Origin of the sequence: Oricola thermophila (genome assembly GCF_013358405.1) — a bacterium.
Classification (GTDB): Bacteria; Pseudomonadota; Alphaproteobacteria; order Rhizobiales; family Rhizobiaceae; genus Oricola; species Oricola thermophila.
The window spans coordinates 1,762,256-1,778,510 of sequence record NZ_CP054836.1 but is presented as its reverse complement, the minus strand read 5'-3'; the positions used below and the strand labels follow the sequence as shown (position 1 = coordinate 1,778,510).

The window sequence follows — 16,255 nt, the reverse complement described above, 5'->3', positions numbered from 1 at the left end:
GAGGGCGCCGCCGTCGCCGGCGGCACCTGCGGATCAGTTAAGGATTTCGTCCACGCGGACGGCGCGGCCTTCCGTGGCCGAGCGAACCGCAGCTTCGGCGAGAGCCAGCGCCATCAGTCCGTCCTGACCGCTGGGCGATGGTGCCTCGCCGTCTCGGACGACGGAGACGAACGTCGCGATCTCCGCGGCATAGGCCGCGACATAGCGTGTCATGAAGAAATCGTGCAGCGGCGGCCGGGTATAGCCGTCGGCATTTGCGACCTCGATCAGCACCGGGCGCTCGTTCTCGGCCGCCACGGCGCCTTTCGAACCGTGCACCTCGACGCGTTGGTCGTAGCCATAGGTTGCGCGTCTCGAGTTCGAGATCGAGCAATGCTTGCCGCTCTCGGTCATCAGGATGACGGATGCACTGTCGAAGTCGCCGAGTGTGCCGATTTCCGGGTCGGTCAGGATCGAGCCTGTTGCCAGAACACTGACCGGCTCTTCGCCGAGCATGAAGCGCGCCATGTCGAAATCGTGGATCGTCATGTCCCGGAAGATGCCGCCCGACGCCTTGATATAATCGGCCGGTGGCGCGCCGGGATCGCGCGAGATGATCTGAACCATCTCGACATCGCCTATCCGGCCGCTTTCGATGGCATTCCTGACCGCCGAGAAATGCGGATCGAAACGGCGGTTGAAGCCGATCATCAGCTTCGCGCCGGTCGTCTCGACAACATCCAGGCACTGCCGCACGCGCTCAAGCGACAGGTCGATCGGCTTCTCGCAGAAGATGGCCTTGCCGGCGCGCGCGAACCGCTCGATCAGGTCGGCATGGGTATTGGTCGGTGTGCAGATCACGACAGCGTCGATATCGTCGGCCGCCTCGATCTGCTCGATCGTGCGAATTTCGCAACCGTACTGGTCCGCAACGGCCCTGGCCGCCGCCTCGAATGCGTCTGCGACCGCAACAAGTCGCGCGTCAGGATTGGACGTGACGGCCCGGGCATGGACCTTGCCGATGCGGCCCGCGCCAAGAAGTCCGAAGCGAAGTGTCATGTCTGTGCTTCCATCTGGTTGCCGGAAACGATGGGACCGGCGGAGAGTGGTGCAGCTTGCTGGTGCCGGGCGGGCACGCATCCCGTCCCGCCGTGGCCCTGAAATATTTGCGGGTCCCGCCGCAGATACAAGGGGTCAGACCGTTCCGCCGAGCGATCCCTCCAGTTGCGCCAGTTCCTGGCCACCCGCCATCATGTCCTGAAGCTCCTCCGCGGTGATTTCCCCGCGTTGGGCGGTTCCGAGTGTCTTGCCGCGGTTGAGCACGGTGAAGCGGTCTCCCACGGCCATGGCATGGCGAACATTGTGTGTGATGAATACGATACCGATACCGTTCTTGCGGACCTTGTCGATGGTGGCCAGCACATTGGATGTCTGGCGTACGCCGAGTGCCGAGGTCGGCTCGTCGAGGATCAATACCCGCGCGCCGAAATAGACCGCACGAGCGATCGCGACAGTCTGGCGCTCGCCTCCAGACAGTGTGCCGACGGCCTGGTCGGGGGACCGCAGATGGATGCCCATCTTCGCCATTTCGTTCATGGTGATCTCGTTGGCCTCGCGAAAATCGAAGACCTTGATCGGGCCGACACGACGTTCCGGTTCCCGTCCCATCCAGAAGTTCCGCGTCACCGACATCAGGGGGATCATGGCAAGGTCCTGGTAAACCGTTGCGATGCCTGCCTGCATGGCGTCCCGCGGGCTGGAGAACGTCCGTTCCTTGCCGTCCACGAGGATTTTCCCGCGCGTCGGCTTGTGGACGCCGGACATGGTCTTGATGAAGGTGGACTTGCCGGCGCCGTTGTCGCCGAGCAGGCAGTGGCATTCTCCGGCCTTCACTGACACGGATACGCCATTGAGGGCGATGACCGGGCCGAAATGTTTCTCGATGTCTACGAGTTCTACAAGGGGAGCGGACATGTCAGCGTTCTCCCGTGATCATGCGGCGGATGTAGGTATTGAGGATGACGGCGAGCAGCAGGATAACGCCGAGGAACACCCGGAACAGAGAACTCTCGACACCTGCGAAGAACAGGCCCTGCTGGACGACTCCGAAGATCAGGGCGCCCAGCGCGGCGCCAATCACCGATCCGTAGCCGCCGGTGAGGAGCGCACCGCCTATGACCACCGAGATGATCGCCTCGAATTCCTTCAGCAGTCCGCGGTCCGCAGCTGCCGAACCGAACTCCATGACCTGACAGGTGGCGAAGACCGTGGCGCAGAATGCCGAGAACATGAACATCAGTATCTTCACGCGGTTCACGGGCACGCCCACATAGCGGGCCGCCTGTGAATCGCCGCCGGAGGCGAAGATCCAGTTGCCGAACTTGGTACGCGTGAGAAGGACATGCCCGAAGATGATCAGCGCGATGGCCCAGATCACCAGCATCGGTATGCCTTCCACCACGGGCTGGCCGGCCTTGGGTCCGGCGACGAACTTGTCCACGATGCCGATATCGGACAGCCAGACGAAGAGGCCGGAGAACAGCTTGCCGCCGAATAGCCAGGCGATCGGATCGCCTTCCGCCGCCTCGCGCACGCCACCGATGATCGTTTTTCGGGTGGTGGCTATGGAAATGTAGATCGTCGCACCCCTCAGGATATAGAGGAACGCGAGGGTAACGATGAAGGACGGCAGGCCGGTCTTAATGACGAGGTAGCCGTTGAGGGCGCCGATCGCGAGCGCGAGCGCGAAGGCGACGATGATCGCGAACCAGGCCGGCAGGCCCCATTGGACCGTCATCAGGGCAATGACAATGCCGGAGAAGCCGATCATCGATCCGACCGAAAGGTCGAACTCGCCGGCAATCATGAGCAGGCAGGCGCCGACAGCGATGATGGCGAACTGCGCCGATACCACGCTCCAGTTGATGATCCCCTCGGGAGCGAACATGCCGCTACCGCCGGCGACCACGAGAAAGAAGGCAAACACGAGTATGGCGCCGCAGATGGCTCCCAGTTCGGGACGGATGAACATCTTGCGAAGGCGGGACGTCTCGCGCAGGCGTTCGTCGCGTATTTCCTCTTTCAGCTGTTCGATTGTCTGTTCGCCCGTGTCAGCCATCGTATCCTCCTGCCGATCACAGTGGTGCTCGCATTGCCGAAGGGCCAGCCAGCATTTCGGTTGATTCCGTTCGAGTAGGCGGTGGAGGCGGCACGAGCCGCCTCCGCCGCGAGGCGTGCAGGCCTAGCGGTACTCGCCGGCGTATTTCTCGACCAGGGCGATATTGGCCTTTGTCACGAAGCCGGGGCCGGAATTGATCGAGTTGCCGGGGACCACGCCATAGCGGGCGAGATTGGTCAGGATGACCACCGGAAGGTAGCCCTGGAGGTAGGGCTGCTGGTCGATCGCAAAGGCGATGACATCGGACTTGATGGCTTCCGCGATTTCGCTCGACAGGTCGAAGGTGCCGAAATGGATCGTGCCGGCCTTGCCCATCTCGTCGAGCGCGGCAAGTGTCGGATGGGCCGATGTCGGGCCAAGCGTCAGGATGCCGTTGGTATCCGGGTTGGTCTGCAGATAGGCCATGACTTTGGACTTGATTTCGGCAGGATCCTGGCCGCTGTCGATCATCTGGTCGCCGAGCTCGACGCCGAGCGCCTCGGCGTACCCCTGGCAGCGTTCAACCGAGGCCGGGTTGGTGATGTAGTGGTTCACGCACAGGAACTTCGTGACGCCGGCTGCCTTGGCCTTTTCGCCCGCGCCCTTGCCAGCGGCAAATTCCGGCTGCCCGACATGCATAAGCGCGCCGATTGCCTTGGACTGCTCTTCAGTGCCGGAGTTGATGGTAATGACTGGAATACCCTTCGCGACCGCATTGGAAAGCGGGCCGGACAGGACGTCGTAGTCCGCGATGGTGGCAATGATGCCGTCCGGGTTCGAGGCTGTCGCCTGTTCGATGATACGGGCCATGTCGGCAAGATCGCCGGTCGGCGGATTGCGATACTCGACCTCGACGTTCATCTGTTCGCCGGCTACCGCGATCGCATTCTTGATGGTGTTCCACCAGCTGTCGCTGTCCGGCGCATGGCTGACGAGAACGAAGCGCTCGCCATCCGCTTGCGCAGGCATGACGAACTGGGCGGCCATTGCGACCGCTACGCCCATTGCTGTCAGAAGCTTTTTCATTTGGTTTCCTCCGCTTGCGTGGGGGTCCGGAAGCCCCCGGTTTTTCCGGAATGCCCTTTCAAAGGCGCGTCAGAACCGAGGTGCTGTCCGCCGGTTCGAAAATTGCCTCCCCGATGCCTGAATGGAATACATCTGGCATCGCAATCAAATAATGAAATATCTATTCCATATCGTTTCCGAACGTCAAGCGTGATTTTCCGCGCGCGACCGTGAAACGGCCGGCACGTTCTCGCTGCCGAAGAAGAAATGCTGCTACAGGCTGCCGATTGCCGTCGCGTCGGCCTACCGGCTCCACCCGTCTGCCCGGATTTCGGCGGAGTGCTCGCCGAGTTTCGGCGAGGGGCGATCGGAAACCGGTGCAGGCTCGCCGGTAAAGCTGATCGGCGTGCGCACCCCGGGAACGCCTCCCGGCTCGATGCGCATGCCGCGGTGGATAACCTGGGGGTCGGAAAACACGTCGGCGACCGTGTTGATCGGTCCTGCGGGAACGACAGCTTCCTCCAGCGCCGCCAGCAGGTCGTCGCGGCGCCAACCGCCGGTTCTTTCCGAGATCATGGCCGCGAGAGCGGACCGGTTCGCCACGCGCGCGGAATTGGTGGCAAACCGCGGGTCGTCCGCCACGCCCTCGAGGCCGAGCACGTCGCACAGCCGGCCGAACTGGCCGTCATTGCCGACGGCGACGATCACCCAGCCGTCGGACACTGCGAATGTCTGGTAGGGCGCGATGTTGGGATGCGCATTGCCCATCCTGCGCGGTGCGACCCCGGAGGCGAGGTAGTTCATTGCCTGGTTGGCGAGCACGCCCGTCAAGCAGTCCAAAAGCGCCATGTCGACATGCTTGCCCTTGCCGGTTCGCTCCCGTTCGGCAAGGGCGGCCTGGATGGCGATGACGCCGTAGAGCCCGGTGAAGATATCGGCGAAGGCGACGCCGACCTTCTGCGGCTCGCCGTCCGGGTCGCCGGTCAGGTCCATGATGCCGCTCATGCCCTGGACCAGGAAGTCATAGCCGGCGCGCGGCGCATATGGACCGTCCTGGCCGAAACCGGTCACGGAGCAGTAGACGAGGCGCGGATTGTCCGCCGACAGGGAGGCGTAATCGAGGCCGAATTTGGCAAGCCCGCCCAGCTTGAAGTTCTCGACCACGACATCTGCCTCTGCCGCCAGGCGGCGCACGAGGGCGAGGTCGTCCTCGTTGCGGAAATCGGCTGTGACGGAGCGCTTGCCCCGGTTGCAGGCGTGGAAATAGGCGGCCGCCTTCTCGCCGTCGTGCTCTATGAAGGGCGGCCCCCAGCGCCGCGTGTCGTCGCCCTCGGGGCTTTCGACCTTGATGACGTCGGCGCCGAGATCGGCAAGCGTCTGGCCTATCCACGGCCCCGCGAGAATGCGGGCCAGTTCCAGCACCCGGAGGCCGGCGAGAGGTGCGGAGGAAGCGGATGGTTGCATGTGCGTGGGACTCCGTTTTCCGGTTTCTGTCCTGCATGTCCCGGCCGGCGCGCCTTGTCCAGCGCCTTGCGCGCGTCACCGGCATTGAACGGCCGTGTGCTTCGGGTAAACCTGCCTGAGGTGCGAAACGGGGAGGAAGGGCGGTGACCCGGAAAATCGGAATGCCGGAACTGGCGGACTTGCTGATCGAACGGGCCGGCGAAGGGCGGATTGTCGTCGCCGTCGCCGGCGCACCGGGTTCCGGCAAGTCGACGCTGGCGGAAAGACTCGTCGGGCTTGTCGAGGCGAAGGCGCCCGAGGCGGCCGCGATTCTGCCCATGGACGGCTACCATTACGACGACATGCTGCTCGAAAGGCTCGGCCGACGCGCGCGCAAGGGCGCGCCGGACACGTTCGATGTCGGCGGCTACGCTCACATGCTGAAAAGGCTGCGCGAGAATGCCGAGGAGGCCGTTGCTGTCCCGGTTTTCGATCGTGACATCGAGATTGCTCGCGCAGGTGCGCGGCTGATCCCCCGCTCAGCACGCGTCATCGTCACCGAGGGAAACTACCTGCTGCTGCGCGACGATCCCTGGTCGGCTCTGCGGTCGCTGTTCGACGTGACGGTGTTCCTTGACGTACCGGAGGAAACGCTGCGGGAGCGGCTGGAAGCGCGTTGGCGCGGCTACCGGCTGTCGCCGGAACGGATACTTGAAAAGCTGGAGGAAAACGATCTGCCCAATGCCCGCCTCGTCATGGCCCGGAGCGGGGAGGCGGATTTCCGCATCGGAAACTGATTTGCGGAAGTCTCTCGGGTCCTACAGCAGCAGTGTGACGAAGGTGAAGTATATCAGCAGGCTGGAAACATCCTGGATGATGGTGCAGACCGGGCCGCTGCCAAGCGCCGGATCGGCGCCGAAACGGGTAAAGGCCCATGGAAGGCCGAAGCCGACCACCGCCGAGACGACACCGCCGCCGAGCACTGCCAGCCCGACAGCCGCCGCCAGCCTGTGGTCGCCGAAGCTTGCCATCACGAGCATGGCCGCGATCAGTCCCAGGACTGCGCCGATGCCCGCTCCGACCACGAGCTCGCCGCGCAACAGCTTGCCGATCCTGACATCGTCGTCCAGCAGGCCGCGCACCGCCACCGATACGGCCTGCGTGCCGATGGCCCCGGCTATGTAGACGATGGCCGGCACGAAGAAGGCGACCGCGACATTGGCCGACAGCGAATGTTCGAAACCGGCCATCACGATGGTGATAAGCGAGCTGGCGAACAGGCCGAAGACCAGCCAGGGCAGGCGGCGGCGAATGCGGTTGCCGAGCGGCGCGTCGATCCCGACTTCGCTGCCGGGACGGGCAGGGTTGATGCCGGCAAGGCGCTGCAGGTCTTCCATGTGCTCGGCGCGCAGTATGCGCAGCAGCGCCTCCGGCGGGACCGCGCCGAGCAGCCTGCCGTCATCGTCGACAACCGGCACCGCGATCATGTCCAGCTCCATGGCAAGGACGGCGATGTCCTCCTGGTCGTCATCCGGGCGGACGGCCTCGTGTACCTCCTCCATGATGTCGCCGATCAGGTAGGCGGAATCCGCGAACAGGTCGTTGATGCGCACGATGCCTTCAAGCCGGCCGTCATCGTCCGTGACGAACACCGTGTCAGCGCATTCGAACTTTCGGCCGCGCAGGGATGCCATCACCGTGTCGACCGTCGTATCGGCCCTGGCGACCGGTATCTCGCGCACCATGTGCATGGCGGCTGTCTCGTGTTGCGCTTCCTCGGTGGCGCCCACTGGTCTCCGGTTTTCGGTCAATCGCTCCCCCGATGCAAAACGGCGAGGCCTTTCGGCCTCGCCGCAGTTCAGCATATGGACGGCCGACAGGCCATACCGATCAGATCGTGGCTTCGAAGAGCGCACGCACATTCTGCTCCGTCAGCTTCACCGGGTTGCCGCCGCAGGACGGATCCTCCAGCGCCATGGCCGTCAGTTCGTCGATGCGGTCGGACCCGACGCCCATCTCCGACAGTTTCTTCGGAATGCCGAGCGACTCGTTCAACTCCACGACGAATGCGCGGAAGCCTTCGAAGCCGCCGGAAATTCCCAGATAGTCCGCGGCGTGCCTGATACGTTCCTCGATTTCCGGCCGGTTGAGGTCGAGAACCGCTGTCATCACCACTGCGTTGGTCGTGCCATGGTGGGTGTTGTAGACCGCGCCGATCGGGTGCGAGATCGCATGGATCGCGCCGAGGCCCTTCTGGAATGCCACGGCGCCCATCGAGGCGGCAGCCATCATCTGGCCGCGTGCCTCGATATCCGTACCGTCTGCATAGGCGCGCGGCAGGTACTCCTTGACGAGGCGCATGCCTTCGAGCGCGATGCCTTGGCTCATCGGGTGGAAATGCGGCGAGCAATAGGCCTCCAGGCAGTGCGCGAAGGCATCCATGCCGGTTCCCGCGGTTATCCTTGCGGGCATCCCGACCGTCAGTTCCGGGTCGGCGATGACGACCGAGGGCAATACCTTGGGGTGGAAGATGATCTTCTTCACATGGGTCTCGGAATTGGTGAGCACGCTGGCGCGGCCGACCTCCGAGCCGGTGCCTGCCGTGGTCGGCACGGCTATGTTCGGTGCGATGCCGTCCGGGTCGGCGCGGGTCCACCAGTCGTCCACATCCTCGAAATCCCAGACCGGCCTGGTCTGTCCTGACATGAAGGCAACCATCTTGCCGAGGTCAAGGCCGGAGCCGCCGCCGAACGCGATCACCCCGTCGTGCCCGCCCTCGCGGAACACATTGAGCCCGGCCTCAAGGTTCTTTTCGGTTGGGTTCGGATCGACATCGGCAAACATCGCGGCGCCGAGCCCGGCATCCTCCATCAGCTTCAGCGTGCGCTGCGTGATCTCCATCGAGGCGAGGCCGCGGTCGGTCACGAGGAGAGGGCGCTTGATGCCGGCGGCGGCGCAGGCGTCGCCGATTTCCGCGATGCGACCAGCGCCGAAGCGGATTGCAGTCGGGTAGGACCAGTTGGCAGTGAGACTCATTTCGTTTTCCTGAAGTGATAGGATTTTGGCCGGGTCAGGTTGTGGAAGCCGATCACGGACAGCGAACCGCCGCGGCCTGTTTCTTTGCATCCCGTCCAGCACAGTGAGGGATCGAGATAGTCGGCGCGGTTCATGAAAACCGTGCCGGTTTCGATGCGGGCGCCGATACGCGCCGCGCGCTCCGGATCGGCGGTCCACAGCGAGGCGGTCAGGCCATATTTGCTGTCGTTCATCAGCGCGACGGCTTCGTCGTCGTCCTTGACCGGCATGATGCCGACGACCGGGCCGAAGCTTTCCTCGCGCATCACGTCCATGTCGTGGTTGACGTCGACGAGGATCTGCGGTGCGAGATATGCGCCGCCGTCATCCTCGGGGAACAGCTTCGGGTCGACGAGGCCGCGTGCACCCTTGGCCAGCGCGTCGGCAATCTGCGCGCGTACCGTCTCGGCAAAGCGCTTGTTGGCCATGGGGCCTATCGTCGTTTCCGGGTCGAGTGGATTGCCCAGCTTGAGCTTCGACGCCCAGGCGGTCGCCTTCTCGACGAATTCGTCGAACCGGGACTCGGCGACATAGATCCGCTCGATCCCGCAGCAGCACTGTCCGGAATTGAACAGGGCGCCGTCCATCAGCGTGTCCACCGCCCAGTCGAGATCAGCGTCGTTCATCACGTAGCCGGGATCCTTGCCGCCGAGCTCGAGGCCGATCGGCGTGAACGTGCCCGCTGCCGCGCGTTCGATTGCGCGGCCGCCGTTCACCGAACCGGTGAAGTTGATGAAATCGAACGAGCCCTCCGCGATCAGCGCTTCCGTGGTCGGGTGATCGAGAAAGACGTTCTGGAACAGGTCGGAGGGAATTCCGGCACCGGTGAAGGCGCGCACCATGCGTTCGCCGGCAAGCAGCGTCTGCGTCGCATGCTTGAGGATCACGGCGTTGCCCGCGATCAGTGCAGGTGCCACCGTGTTGATGGCGGTCAGGTAGGGGTAGTTCCACGGCGCTATGACGAAGACGATGCCGTGCGGTTCGCGCAGGATGCGACGCTCGAAATCGCCACTGTCCTCGGTGATGATCGGCGCGAGTGCCTCACCGGCGATGGATGCCATGTAGTCCGCGCGCTCCTTCACGCCGCCAAACTCGCCGCCGTACCGCACAGGTCGGCCCATCATCCGCGCGAGCTCGACGACGGTCTCGTCACCCATCGCGCCGAGGGCCTCGACGCCCGCCTGCACGGCCTTGATCCGGTCGTCGAGCGGCAGGCCCGCCCATTCCTTCTGTGCCGCGCGGGCACGTGCCAGCGCGGTCCGTACGGAATCCGGTTCCATGACCGGCCGCTCGGCAAAAACGGTGCCGTCGACCGGGGAGATGCATTTCAATATCGTTGACATGTATCAGGACCTCTCGAAACCGCGTGCGACTTCCCAATCGGTGACGCGGCGATCGTATTCGAATTGCTCCCATTCCGCCGCGTGGACATAATGGTCCACCACGTCGTCGCCAAAGGCGGAACGCAGCATTTTCGAGCGTTTCAAGGCCGTTGCGGCATCGCGCAGGGTCTTGGGGATTTCACGTGCGCGGCGCGCCGAGTAGGCGTCGCCCCGGAACTCGGGCTCGAGTTCGTACTTGCCCTCGATGCCGGCGATGCCGGCCGCCAGCTGTGCGGCGAAGGCGAGATAGGGATTGAGGTCGGAGCCGCCGACCCGGCATTCGACACGCAGGGCCTTGGTTCCTCCACCGCAGATGCGGTATCCGGCCGTGCGGTTGTCTCGGCTCCAGATCGCTTTGGTGGGCGCGAAGGTGCCGGCCTGAAAGCGCTTGTAGGAATTGATGTTAGGCGCGAGGAAGAAGGTGAACTCGGCGGCGTGCGTGAGCAGGCCGGCGAGATACTGCCGCATGGTTTCGGACATCCCGTCGGGATCGTCGCTGCCAGCGTCGTAGAACGCCGGCACCTTGCCGTCGGCGGACCAGAGGGATTGGTGCACGTGCGACGACGAACCCGCGGCCGCGTAGTCCCATTTTGCCATGAATGTCGCCGCATGGCCGTTCGCCCAGGCGATCTCCTTGACGCCGTTCTTGACGATGACGTGGTTGTCGGCGGCCGTCAGCGCGTCGGCATAGCGGACGTTGATTTCTTCCTGTCCGGCCCAAGCCTCGCCCTTCGAGTTCTCGACCGGTATGCCGGCGCCGTAGAGGCCGTTGCGGATTGCCCGCATCACGTTCTCTTCCTTCGATGTCTGGAAGATGTGGTAATCCTCGTTGTAGGCGCTGATCAGGTTGAGGTCGCGATATCCCTTGGCATGGGCTTCCTCGTAGCTTTCCTTGAACAGGAAGAATTCCAGTTCCGACGCCATCATCGCCGTCATGCCCATCTCGCGCAGTCGCACAAGCTGCTTCTTGAGGATGGCGCGTGGAGAGACGGGAATGTGTTCACGGGTGTGGTGGTCGGCGAGGTCGCAGAGCACGAGGGCCGTTCCGTCCAGCCAAGGGACGCACCGGAGCGTCGACATGTCCGGGACCATCGTGTAGTCGCCGTAACCCTTTTCCCAGCTGGCCGTCTTGTAGCCGGGCACCGGTTCCATGTCCATGTCGACGGTCAGCAGGTAGTTGCAGCAATGCGTCTCGTCCTTCGCGCTGTCCAGGAAGTGCCGTACATGGAACCGCTTGCCCATCAGGCGGCCCTGCATGTCGGTGTGCGCGGCTATTACCGTATCGATCTCGCCGGTTTCCGCGGCGACTTCCAGTTCTTCAAGCGTCATCATGCCCGGCATGTCGATTTTCCTTCCTTACATGCAAGACGGGGCGCTTTCGCACCCCGTCGCCTTTCGTGTGCCAGACCGTCAGGTGTAACGGTAGGGCCGGCCGGCCTTGGCCATGTCGGCGTTGTACTTGCGGAATATCTCGACGACCTTCGCCTTGACCTCGGATTCCGCCGCGATCTCGTCCCAGAATTTCACAGCGGCATCCTCGACCTGCTGCCACTCTGCGTCCGGAATGGACGTTAGCTGCATCTTCGTGCCGTTGACGCGCAGGTTTGCCTCGCCGCCCCAGTACCAGTACTGGCGGTAGTAGTGGGAGCTGTCGAACGTTATCTTCAGCAGTTCCTGCAGATGCTCGGGCACCTCGTTCCAGCGATCCATGTTGGCGAAGAAGTGGCCGATCCATGCACCGGAGATGTTGTTGGTCAGGAAGTAGTTGGTCACGTCCGCCCAACCGACGGTGTAGTCCTCGGTGATGCCCGACCAGGCGACCCCGTCGAGCTCGCCGGTTTGCAGTGCCACTTCGATGTCCTCCCAGGGCAGCACGACCGGCACGACGCCGAACTGCGAGAGGAACCGCCCCGCGGTCGGGAATGTGAATATGCGCTTGCCCTTCAGATCTTCCAGGCTGTTGATCGGGTCCTTGGTGGCGAAGTGGCAGGGATCCCATGATCCGGCGGAGATGTGCTTGACGCCGACCTTGGCGTATTCCTCGGCCCAGATCTCGTTCAGGCCATACTGGTTGAACAGCACGGGCACGTCGAGAGAGTAGCGGCAGGCAAACGGGAAGTAGCCGCCGAACACGGTGACCTCCGTCGGCGAGGCCATGGAGTCGTCGTCCGACTGCACTGCGTCGATGGTGCCGTTCTGCATGGCGCGGAACAGTTCGCCCGTGGGGACGAGCTGGTCGGACGTGTAGAGCTCGATTTCCATCTCGTCGCCGGCAATCTTGTTGAAGCTGTCGACGGCCGGCTTGATGACATGTTCGGCAAGCGCCGGACCGGCATAAGTCTGCAGCCGCCACTTGATCTTGGATTGTGCGATGGCCGGAGCGGCCAGGGTCGTGCCGGCTGCTGCGCCGACGGCGCCGATGCCGGCGGTCTTGATGAATTTGCGTCTCGTGGTCATGGTCACCTCCTGGTGGTTGGTCAATTTCAGATTGCCATCCGCTCCGTTTCCCGGAGTTCTCGTTATTTCCCGTAGACCAGATCCGGCAGCCACATGGCGATCTGCGGAAACGCCATCACCAGTGCGAGTGCGAGGATCATCACAATGACGAACGGAATGATCGATCTGTAGATGTCGCGCAGGCCGATCTCGGGCGGCGCCATCGCGCGCATCAGGAACAGGTTGTAGCCGAAGGGCGGCGTCATGTAGGCGATTTGCGTCGTGATCGTGTACAGCACGCCGTACCAGACGAGATCGAAGCCGAGAGCGCGCACCAGCGGGATGTAGAGCGGCGCGACGATGACCAGCATGGCGGTATCGTCGAGAAACGTGCCCATCAGCAGAAAGCTCAACTGCATCAGGATCAGGATCGTCCACGGCGACAGGTTCAACTGTTCGGTGAACAGGTTCTCTATCGCCTTCACCGCGCCGAGTCCGTCGAACACCGCGCCGAAGCCGAGGGCTGCCAGGATGATCCACATGAACATGCAGGAAACCGCCAGCGTCTGCCGCACGGAGGTCTCGAAGACCTCCCGCGTCATCCGCCCCTTGACGATAGCCGCGAGGAAGGCGGCGATCGCGCCGATCGCGGAACTTTCCACCAGTGATGTCCAGCCGTTGACGAAGGGCACCATCATGGTGGCGAAGATGATGACGGGCAGGATGCCGGCGCGCAGCAGGCGGAGCTTTTCCGCCATGGGCACTTCGCGCTCCTCCTTGGCCAGAGGGGGGCCGAGTTCCGGATTGATCCGGCAGCGGATCGCAATATAGAGCATGAACAGCGTTGCCATCATCAGGCCGGGGATGACGCCCGCAAGCCACAGCTGGCCGACCGGCTGACGTGCGATCATTGCGTAGAGCACCAGGACCACCGAGGGCGGCACCAGGATGCCGAGTGACGATCCGGCCTGGATGACGCCCGTAACCATCAGCTTGTCGTAGCGGCGCTTGAGAAGTTCGGGCAGGGCGATGGTCGCGCCGATTGCCATACCGGCGACTGAAAGCCCGTTCATCGCCGAGATCAGCACCATCAGGCCGATCGTCCCGATTGCCAGGCCGCCGGGAACCGGTCCCATCCAGACATGGAACATCTTGTAGAGGTCGTCGGCAATCTTCGATTCCGACAGCACGTACCCCATGAAGATGAACATCGGCAGGGTAAGAAGCGGATACCACTTCATCACCTTGACCGCGGCCGAGAAGGGGATGTTGAAGCCGCCCGTGCCCCAGAGAAGTATGGCGGCGACTGCAGCCACGAAGCCGATTGCGCCGAAGACTCGCTGTCCGGTCACCAGCATCAGCATCATTGCCGAAAACATGGTGATGGCGATCATTTCATAGGACATCAGGCTTCCTCCCCGCGAATGCGAAGGATGTCCTTGATGAGCTCGGACACGCACTGCAGGATCATCAGCAGGATGCCTGCGCACATGGCGACCTTGATGGGCCAAAGATAGGGGCGCCAGGCCGTCGGACTGCGTTCGTTGTATTGCAATGAGTAGCTCGCGCTTTCGATGCCGCCGAGGAGCAGGACGGCGAGGTAGAAGATGAGAAACAGCACCGTAAAGCTGTCCACCCAGGCCTTGGTGCGCGGGCTCCAGCTGCCGTAGAACAGGTCCATCCGCACGTTGGAACCCAGCTGGATCGAATAGGCGCCGCCGAAAATGTAGTAGGCGACCATGGCGAACTGCGCCATTTCGAGTGTCCACAGCGAGGGCAGGAAGAACGTCTTGGAAATCGAGGACCAGAGCAGGATCGCGATCATTATGAAGATACCGTACATGGCGATCCGGCCGATGCGGTAATTGATGCCGTCGATGACGCGCACGTAGTGACGTGCAAGCGAAATCATCCGCTCTTCCTTTCGATTTTTTCGGCGCGAACTGGATGGTCACACGCTTCGAGGCCGCGTTCAATGATGGCTGCGAGTTCCTCGGCCACTTTCTGCGCACTCGCCTCGTCGCGCACGAAATCGTTGCGTACCTCGATCATCACGTTGAGCAGGTCGGCCGGAAGCGCATGTTCCTTCAGCGTGTGGGTGACGCCGTCTTCCGGTCCGTAGGGTTCGTTCAGGGCGGTTTTCAGCGTCGTGAAATCGGGCGCTGCGGCCATCATGGTACGGGCCAGCCGGTCGTCGCGGTCATGCAAAATGCCCAGTTCCACTTCGCGTTTGACGCCGAAATAGAGAGGGGTGAAACTGTGTATCGTGATGAGCGCAGGGCGAAGGTGGCGGCGTTCGGCAATGGTTCGGGAAAGCAGCGCGCGAAAGGGCTCGTAAATGTCCCGCACGCGCGCCTGTCGCGCTTCCTCGGAAAGGTTCGCATTGGCCGGCGCCTCGATCCGTTCGCTTTGCGCCGGTATCGCGTCTGGTGCTTCGGGCGGACGGTTGCAGTCGTAGACGAGCCGCGAAACCCTCGATGCGACCAGCGGAGCGTCGAGCAGTTCGGACAGCCGGGTTGCCATCGCAAGTGCGCCGATATCCCAAGCGGCATGGGATAGCCGGTCCTCGTCGCGCAGCCCGAGCCCTTCGAGGCTGGCGGGAATGAAGGCGCTCGCATGTTCGCAGACCAAGATGAGGGGAGCCGGGCCATCGGGGTTTGTCACCTCGGCTGCTGGTCCTTCCGACGGCGCGAGGATCAAGGCATTTCGCTTTTCATCTCCCATGCGTACAATTCATTACAGCAAAAAATTTTCTGTCAATATCGTTTCAGTAGACAGCGTTACATTTTTTGAGTTACCGGGAATGTGAAAGGAGTGCTTGTGAGCGACACGCTGCCATCAGTGAAGATGCGCATTCAGGAGCGCATGGAGACACTGACGCCATCCGAGAGGCAGATCGTCAGCGTGTTGTTGCAGGATTACCCTGTCGCCGGACTTGGCTCGATCACGGAGCTCGCCCGGAGTGCGGGCGTGTCCACGCCGACTGTCATCCGTACCGCGCGCAAGCTGGGTTTCGACGGCTTTCCCGACATGCAGGGCGCAATCCGGGAGGAGATCGCCGCGCAGATCAAGGAGCCGATCTCGCGCCGTGATGCCGGGCGTGCCAATGCGCGGGATGACCATACACTGAACCAGTTCGCCGATGCGGTCTCCTCTAACATCCGCAACACGCTTCAGCGCCTCAATCCGGATGCCTTCGATGCCGTGGTGAAGATCCTCGCGGACCCGTCACGCCACGTCTATGTCGCGGGCGGACGCATCACGCGTTCCAACGCCGACTATTTCTTCAATCACCTGCAGATCATCAGGCCGAACGTGACGCTGATGAGTCAGACGCCGAACGTCTGGCCGCAATACTTGCTCGACATGGGCCGGAAATCGGTTCTCGTGCTGTTCGATATTCGCCGCTATGAGACGGATCTGGCCAAGCTGGCCAAGCTGGCCAAGGATCGCGACTGCACCATCGTGCTTTTCACCGACCAGTGGGGATCGCCGATCAGCCGCCTTGCGGACCACTGTTTCCATGCGTTGGTGGAGGCGCCATCAAGCTGGGATTCAACCATCGCGATCATGCTGATTGTCGAGGCGCTTATAGCTGACGTTCAGGCGGCGCGGTGGGATGAATCCAAGGGCCGTATCGAGGAACTCGAGTCCATGTTCGGCAAGACCCGGCTGTTCCGGAACCTGGGCTAGGCCGCGACCGGGAACGCGGACGGCGAACGTCATCGTTCTGATCGCGAGGACCGTTGCGATTCCGCTCCCGCGGGGCGGTCCCGGG

15 protein-coding genes are annotated in these 16,255 nt (G+C 62.9%); 2 read left to right on the top strand and 13 right to left on the bottom strand.

Translation table 11 applies throughout. The annotated features are described in order from the left end of the window. Positions 1 to 33: 33 nt before the first annotated feature. From iolG to HTY61_RS08610, 5 genes are all read right to left on the bottom strand, one after another. The gene (iolG, locus tag HTY61_RS08630; RefSeq protein WP_175276405.1) at positions 34 to 1,038 is read right to left on the bottom strand and encodes an inositol 2-dehydrogenase; all 1,005 of its coding nucleotides are present in this window, start codon (positions 1,036 to 1,038) and stop codon (positions 34 to 36) included. A gap of 135 nt (positions 1,039 to 1,173) precedes the next feature. Further along, complete coding sequence (locus HTY61_RS08625; RefSeq protein ID WP_175276404.1) at positions 1,174 to 1,953, bottom strand: ATP-binding cassette domain-containing protein; 780 nt, start codon at positions 1,951 to 1,953, stop codon at positions 1,174 to 1,176. 1 nt (position 1,954) lies between these two features. Beyond that, positions 1,955 to 3,097: an ABC transporter permease gene (locus tag HTY61_RS08620; protein WP_175276403.1), complete on the bottom strand. Its 1,143-nt coding sequence runs from the start codon at positions 3,095 to 3,097 to the stop codon at positions 1,955 to 1,957. A 123-nt stretch (positions 3,098 to 3,220) separates the two neighbouring features. Then, a complete protein-coding gene (locus tag HTY61_RS08615) occupies positions 3,221 to 4,162 on the bottom strand; it encodes a sugar ABC transporter substrate-binding protein (protein ID WP_175276402.1) in 942 nt (313 codons plus the stop codon). Between the two features lie 282 nt (positions 4,163 to 4,444). Next, entirely contained in the window at positions 4,445 to 5,605 is a 1,161-nt protein-coding gene (locus tag HTY61_RS08610) for a CaiB/BaiF CoA transferase family protein (protein ID WP_175276401.1), read from the bottom strand. Positions 5,606 to 5,748: 143 nt separating this feature from the next. Here HTY61_RS08610 and HTY61_RS08605 point away from each other — a divergent pair, with 143 nt between their 5' ends. Then, entirely contained in the window at positions 5,749 to 6,381 is a 633-nt protein-coding gene (locus HTY61_RS08605; RefSeq protein ID WP_246272974.1) for a nucleoside triphosphate hydrolase, read from the top strand. 21 nt (positions 6,382 to 6,402) lie between these two features. On the opposite strand, the gene HTY61_RS08600 is transcribed toward HTY61_RS08605, so the two are convergent. From HTY61_RS08600 to HTY61_RS08565, 8 genes are all read right to left on the bottom strand, one after another. Beyond that, positions 6,403 to 7,374: a magnesium transporter gene (locus HTY61_RS08600; RefSeq protein ID WP_175276400.1), complete on the bottom strand. Its 972-nt coding sequence runs from the start codon at positions 7,372 to 7,374 to the stop codon at positions 6,403 to 6,405. A 100-nt stretch (positions 7,375 to 7,474) separates the two neighbouring features. Then, positions 7,475 to 8,620 carry an iron-containing alcohol dehydrogenase gene (locus HTY61_RS08595; protein WP_175276399.1) on the bottom strand — a complete coding sequence of 382 codons (1,146 nt, stop codon included), beginning with the start codon at positions 8,618 to 8,620 and terminating at the stop codon, positions 7,475 to 7,477. Further along, positions 8,617 to 10,002: an aldehyde dehydrogenase family protein gene (locus HTY61_RS08590; protein ID WP_175276398.1), complete on the bottom strand. Its 1,386-nt coding sequence runs from the start codon at positions 10,000 to 10,002 to the stop codon at positions 8,617 to 8,619. The genes HTY61_RS08595 and HTY61_RS08590 overlap by 4 nt, the downstream gene beginning before the upstream one ends. Before the next feature lie 3 nt (positions 10,003 to 10,005). Continuing rightward, positions 10,006 to 11,382, bottom strand: a complete 1,377-nt coding sequence (locus HTY61_RS08585) for a glutamine synthetase family protein (RefSeq protein WP_175276397.1) — start codon at positions 11,380 to 11,382, stop codon at positions 10,006 to 10,008. A gap of 69 nt (positions 11,383 to 11,451) precedes the next feature. Next, on the bottom strand, positions 11,452 to 12,498 hold the full coding sequence (locus tag HTY61_RS08580; RefSeq protein ID WP_175276396.1) for a TRAP transporter substrate-binding protein: 1,047 nt from the start codon (positions 12,496 to 12,498) through the stop codon (positions 11,452 to 11,454). A 62-nt stretch (positions 12,499 to 12,560) separates the two neighbouring features. After that, positions 12,561 to 13,883 carry a TRAP transporter large permease gene (locus HTY61_RS08575; protein WP_175276395.1) on the bottom strand — a complete coding sequence of 441 codons (1,323 nt, stop codon included), beginning with the start codon at positions 13,881 to 13,883 and terminating at the stop codon, positions 12,561 to 12,563. Further along, the gene (locus HTY61_RS08570; RefSeq protein WP_175276394.1) at positions 13,883 to 14,389 is read right to left on the bottom strand and encodes a TRAP transporter small permease subunit; all 507 of its coding nucleotides are present in this window, start codon (positions 14,387 to 14,389) and stop codon (positions 13,883 to 13,885) included. Before HTY61_RS08570 ends, HTY61_RS08575 begins: the two co-directional genes overlap by 1 nt. Then, a complete protein-coding gene (locus HTY61_RS08565) occupies positions 14,386 to 15,141 on the bottom strand; it encodes an N-formylglutamate amidohydrolase (RefSeq protein WP_246272973.1) in 756 nt (251 codons plus the stop codon). The genes HTY61_RS08570 and HTY61_RS08565 overlap by 4 nt, the downstream gene beginning before the upstream one ends. 156 nt (positions 15,142 to 15,297) lie before the next feature. Here HTY61_RS08565 and HTY61_RS08560 point away from each other — a divergent pair, with 156 nt between their 5' ends. Beyond that, a complete protein-coding gene (locus tag HTY61_RS08560; protein ID WP_428978287.1) occupies positions 15,298 to 16,170 on the top strand; it encodes a MurR/RpiR family transcriptional regulator in 873 nt (290 codons plus the stop codon). Positions 16,171 to 16,255 lie beyond the last annotated feature (85 nt).

Bases quoted from the DNA above. Each gene is read 5' to 3' on its own strand.
- HTY61_RS08575 (WP_175276395.1), bottom strand. From the start codon at position 13,883: ATGTCCTATGAAATGATCGCCATCACCATGTTTTCGGCAATGATGCTG.
- HTY61_RS08615 (WP_175276402.1), bottom strand. From the start codon at position 4,162: ATGAAAAAGCTTCTGACAGCAATGGGCGTAGCGGTCGCAATGGCCGCC.
- HTY61_RS08620 (WP_175276403.1), bottom strand. From the start codon at position 3,097: ATGGCTGACACGGGCGAACAGACAATCGAACAGCTGAAAGAGGAAATA.
- iolG (WP_175276405.1), bottom strand. From the start codon at position 1,038: ATGACACTTCGCTTCGGACTTCTTGGCGCGGGCCGCATCGGCAAGGTC.
- HTY61_RS08580 (WP_175276396.1), bottom strand. From the start codon at position 12,498: ATGACCACGAGACGCAAATTCATCAAGACCGCCGGCATCGGCGCCGTC.
- HTY61_RS08590 (WP_175276398.1), bottom strand. From the start codon at position 10,002: ATGTCAACGATATTGAAATGCATCTCCCCGGTCGACGGCACCGTTTTT.
- HTY61_RS08610 (WP_175276401.1), bottom strand. From the start codon at position 5,605: ATGCAACCATCCGCTTCCTCCGCACCTCTCGCCGGCCTCCGGGTGCTG.
- HTY61_RS08570 (WP_175276394.1), bottom strand. From the start codon at position 14,389: ATGATTTCGCTTGCACGTCACTACGTGCGCGTCATCGACGGCATCAAT.
- HTY61_RS08585 (WP_175276397.1), bottom strand. From the start codon at position 11,382: ATGCCGGGCATGATGACGCTTGAAGAACTGGAAGTCGCCGCGGAAACC.
- HTY61_RS08595 (WP_175276399.1), bottom strand. From the start codon at position 8,620: ATGAGTCTCACTGCCAACTGGTCCTACCCGACTGCAATCCGCTTCGGC.
- HTY61_RS08625 (WP_175276404.1), bottom strand. From the start codon at position 1,953: ATGTCCGCTCCCCTTGTAGAACTCGTAGACATCGAGAAACATTTCGGC.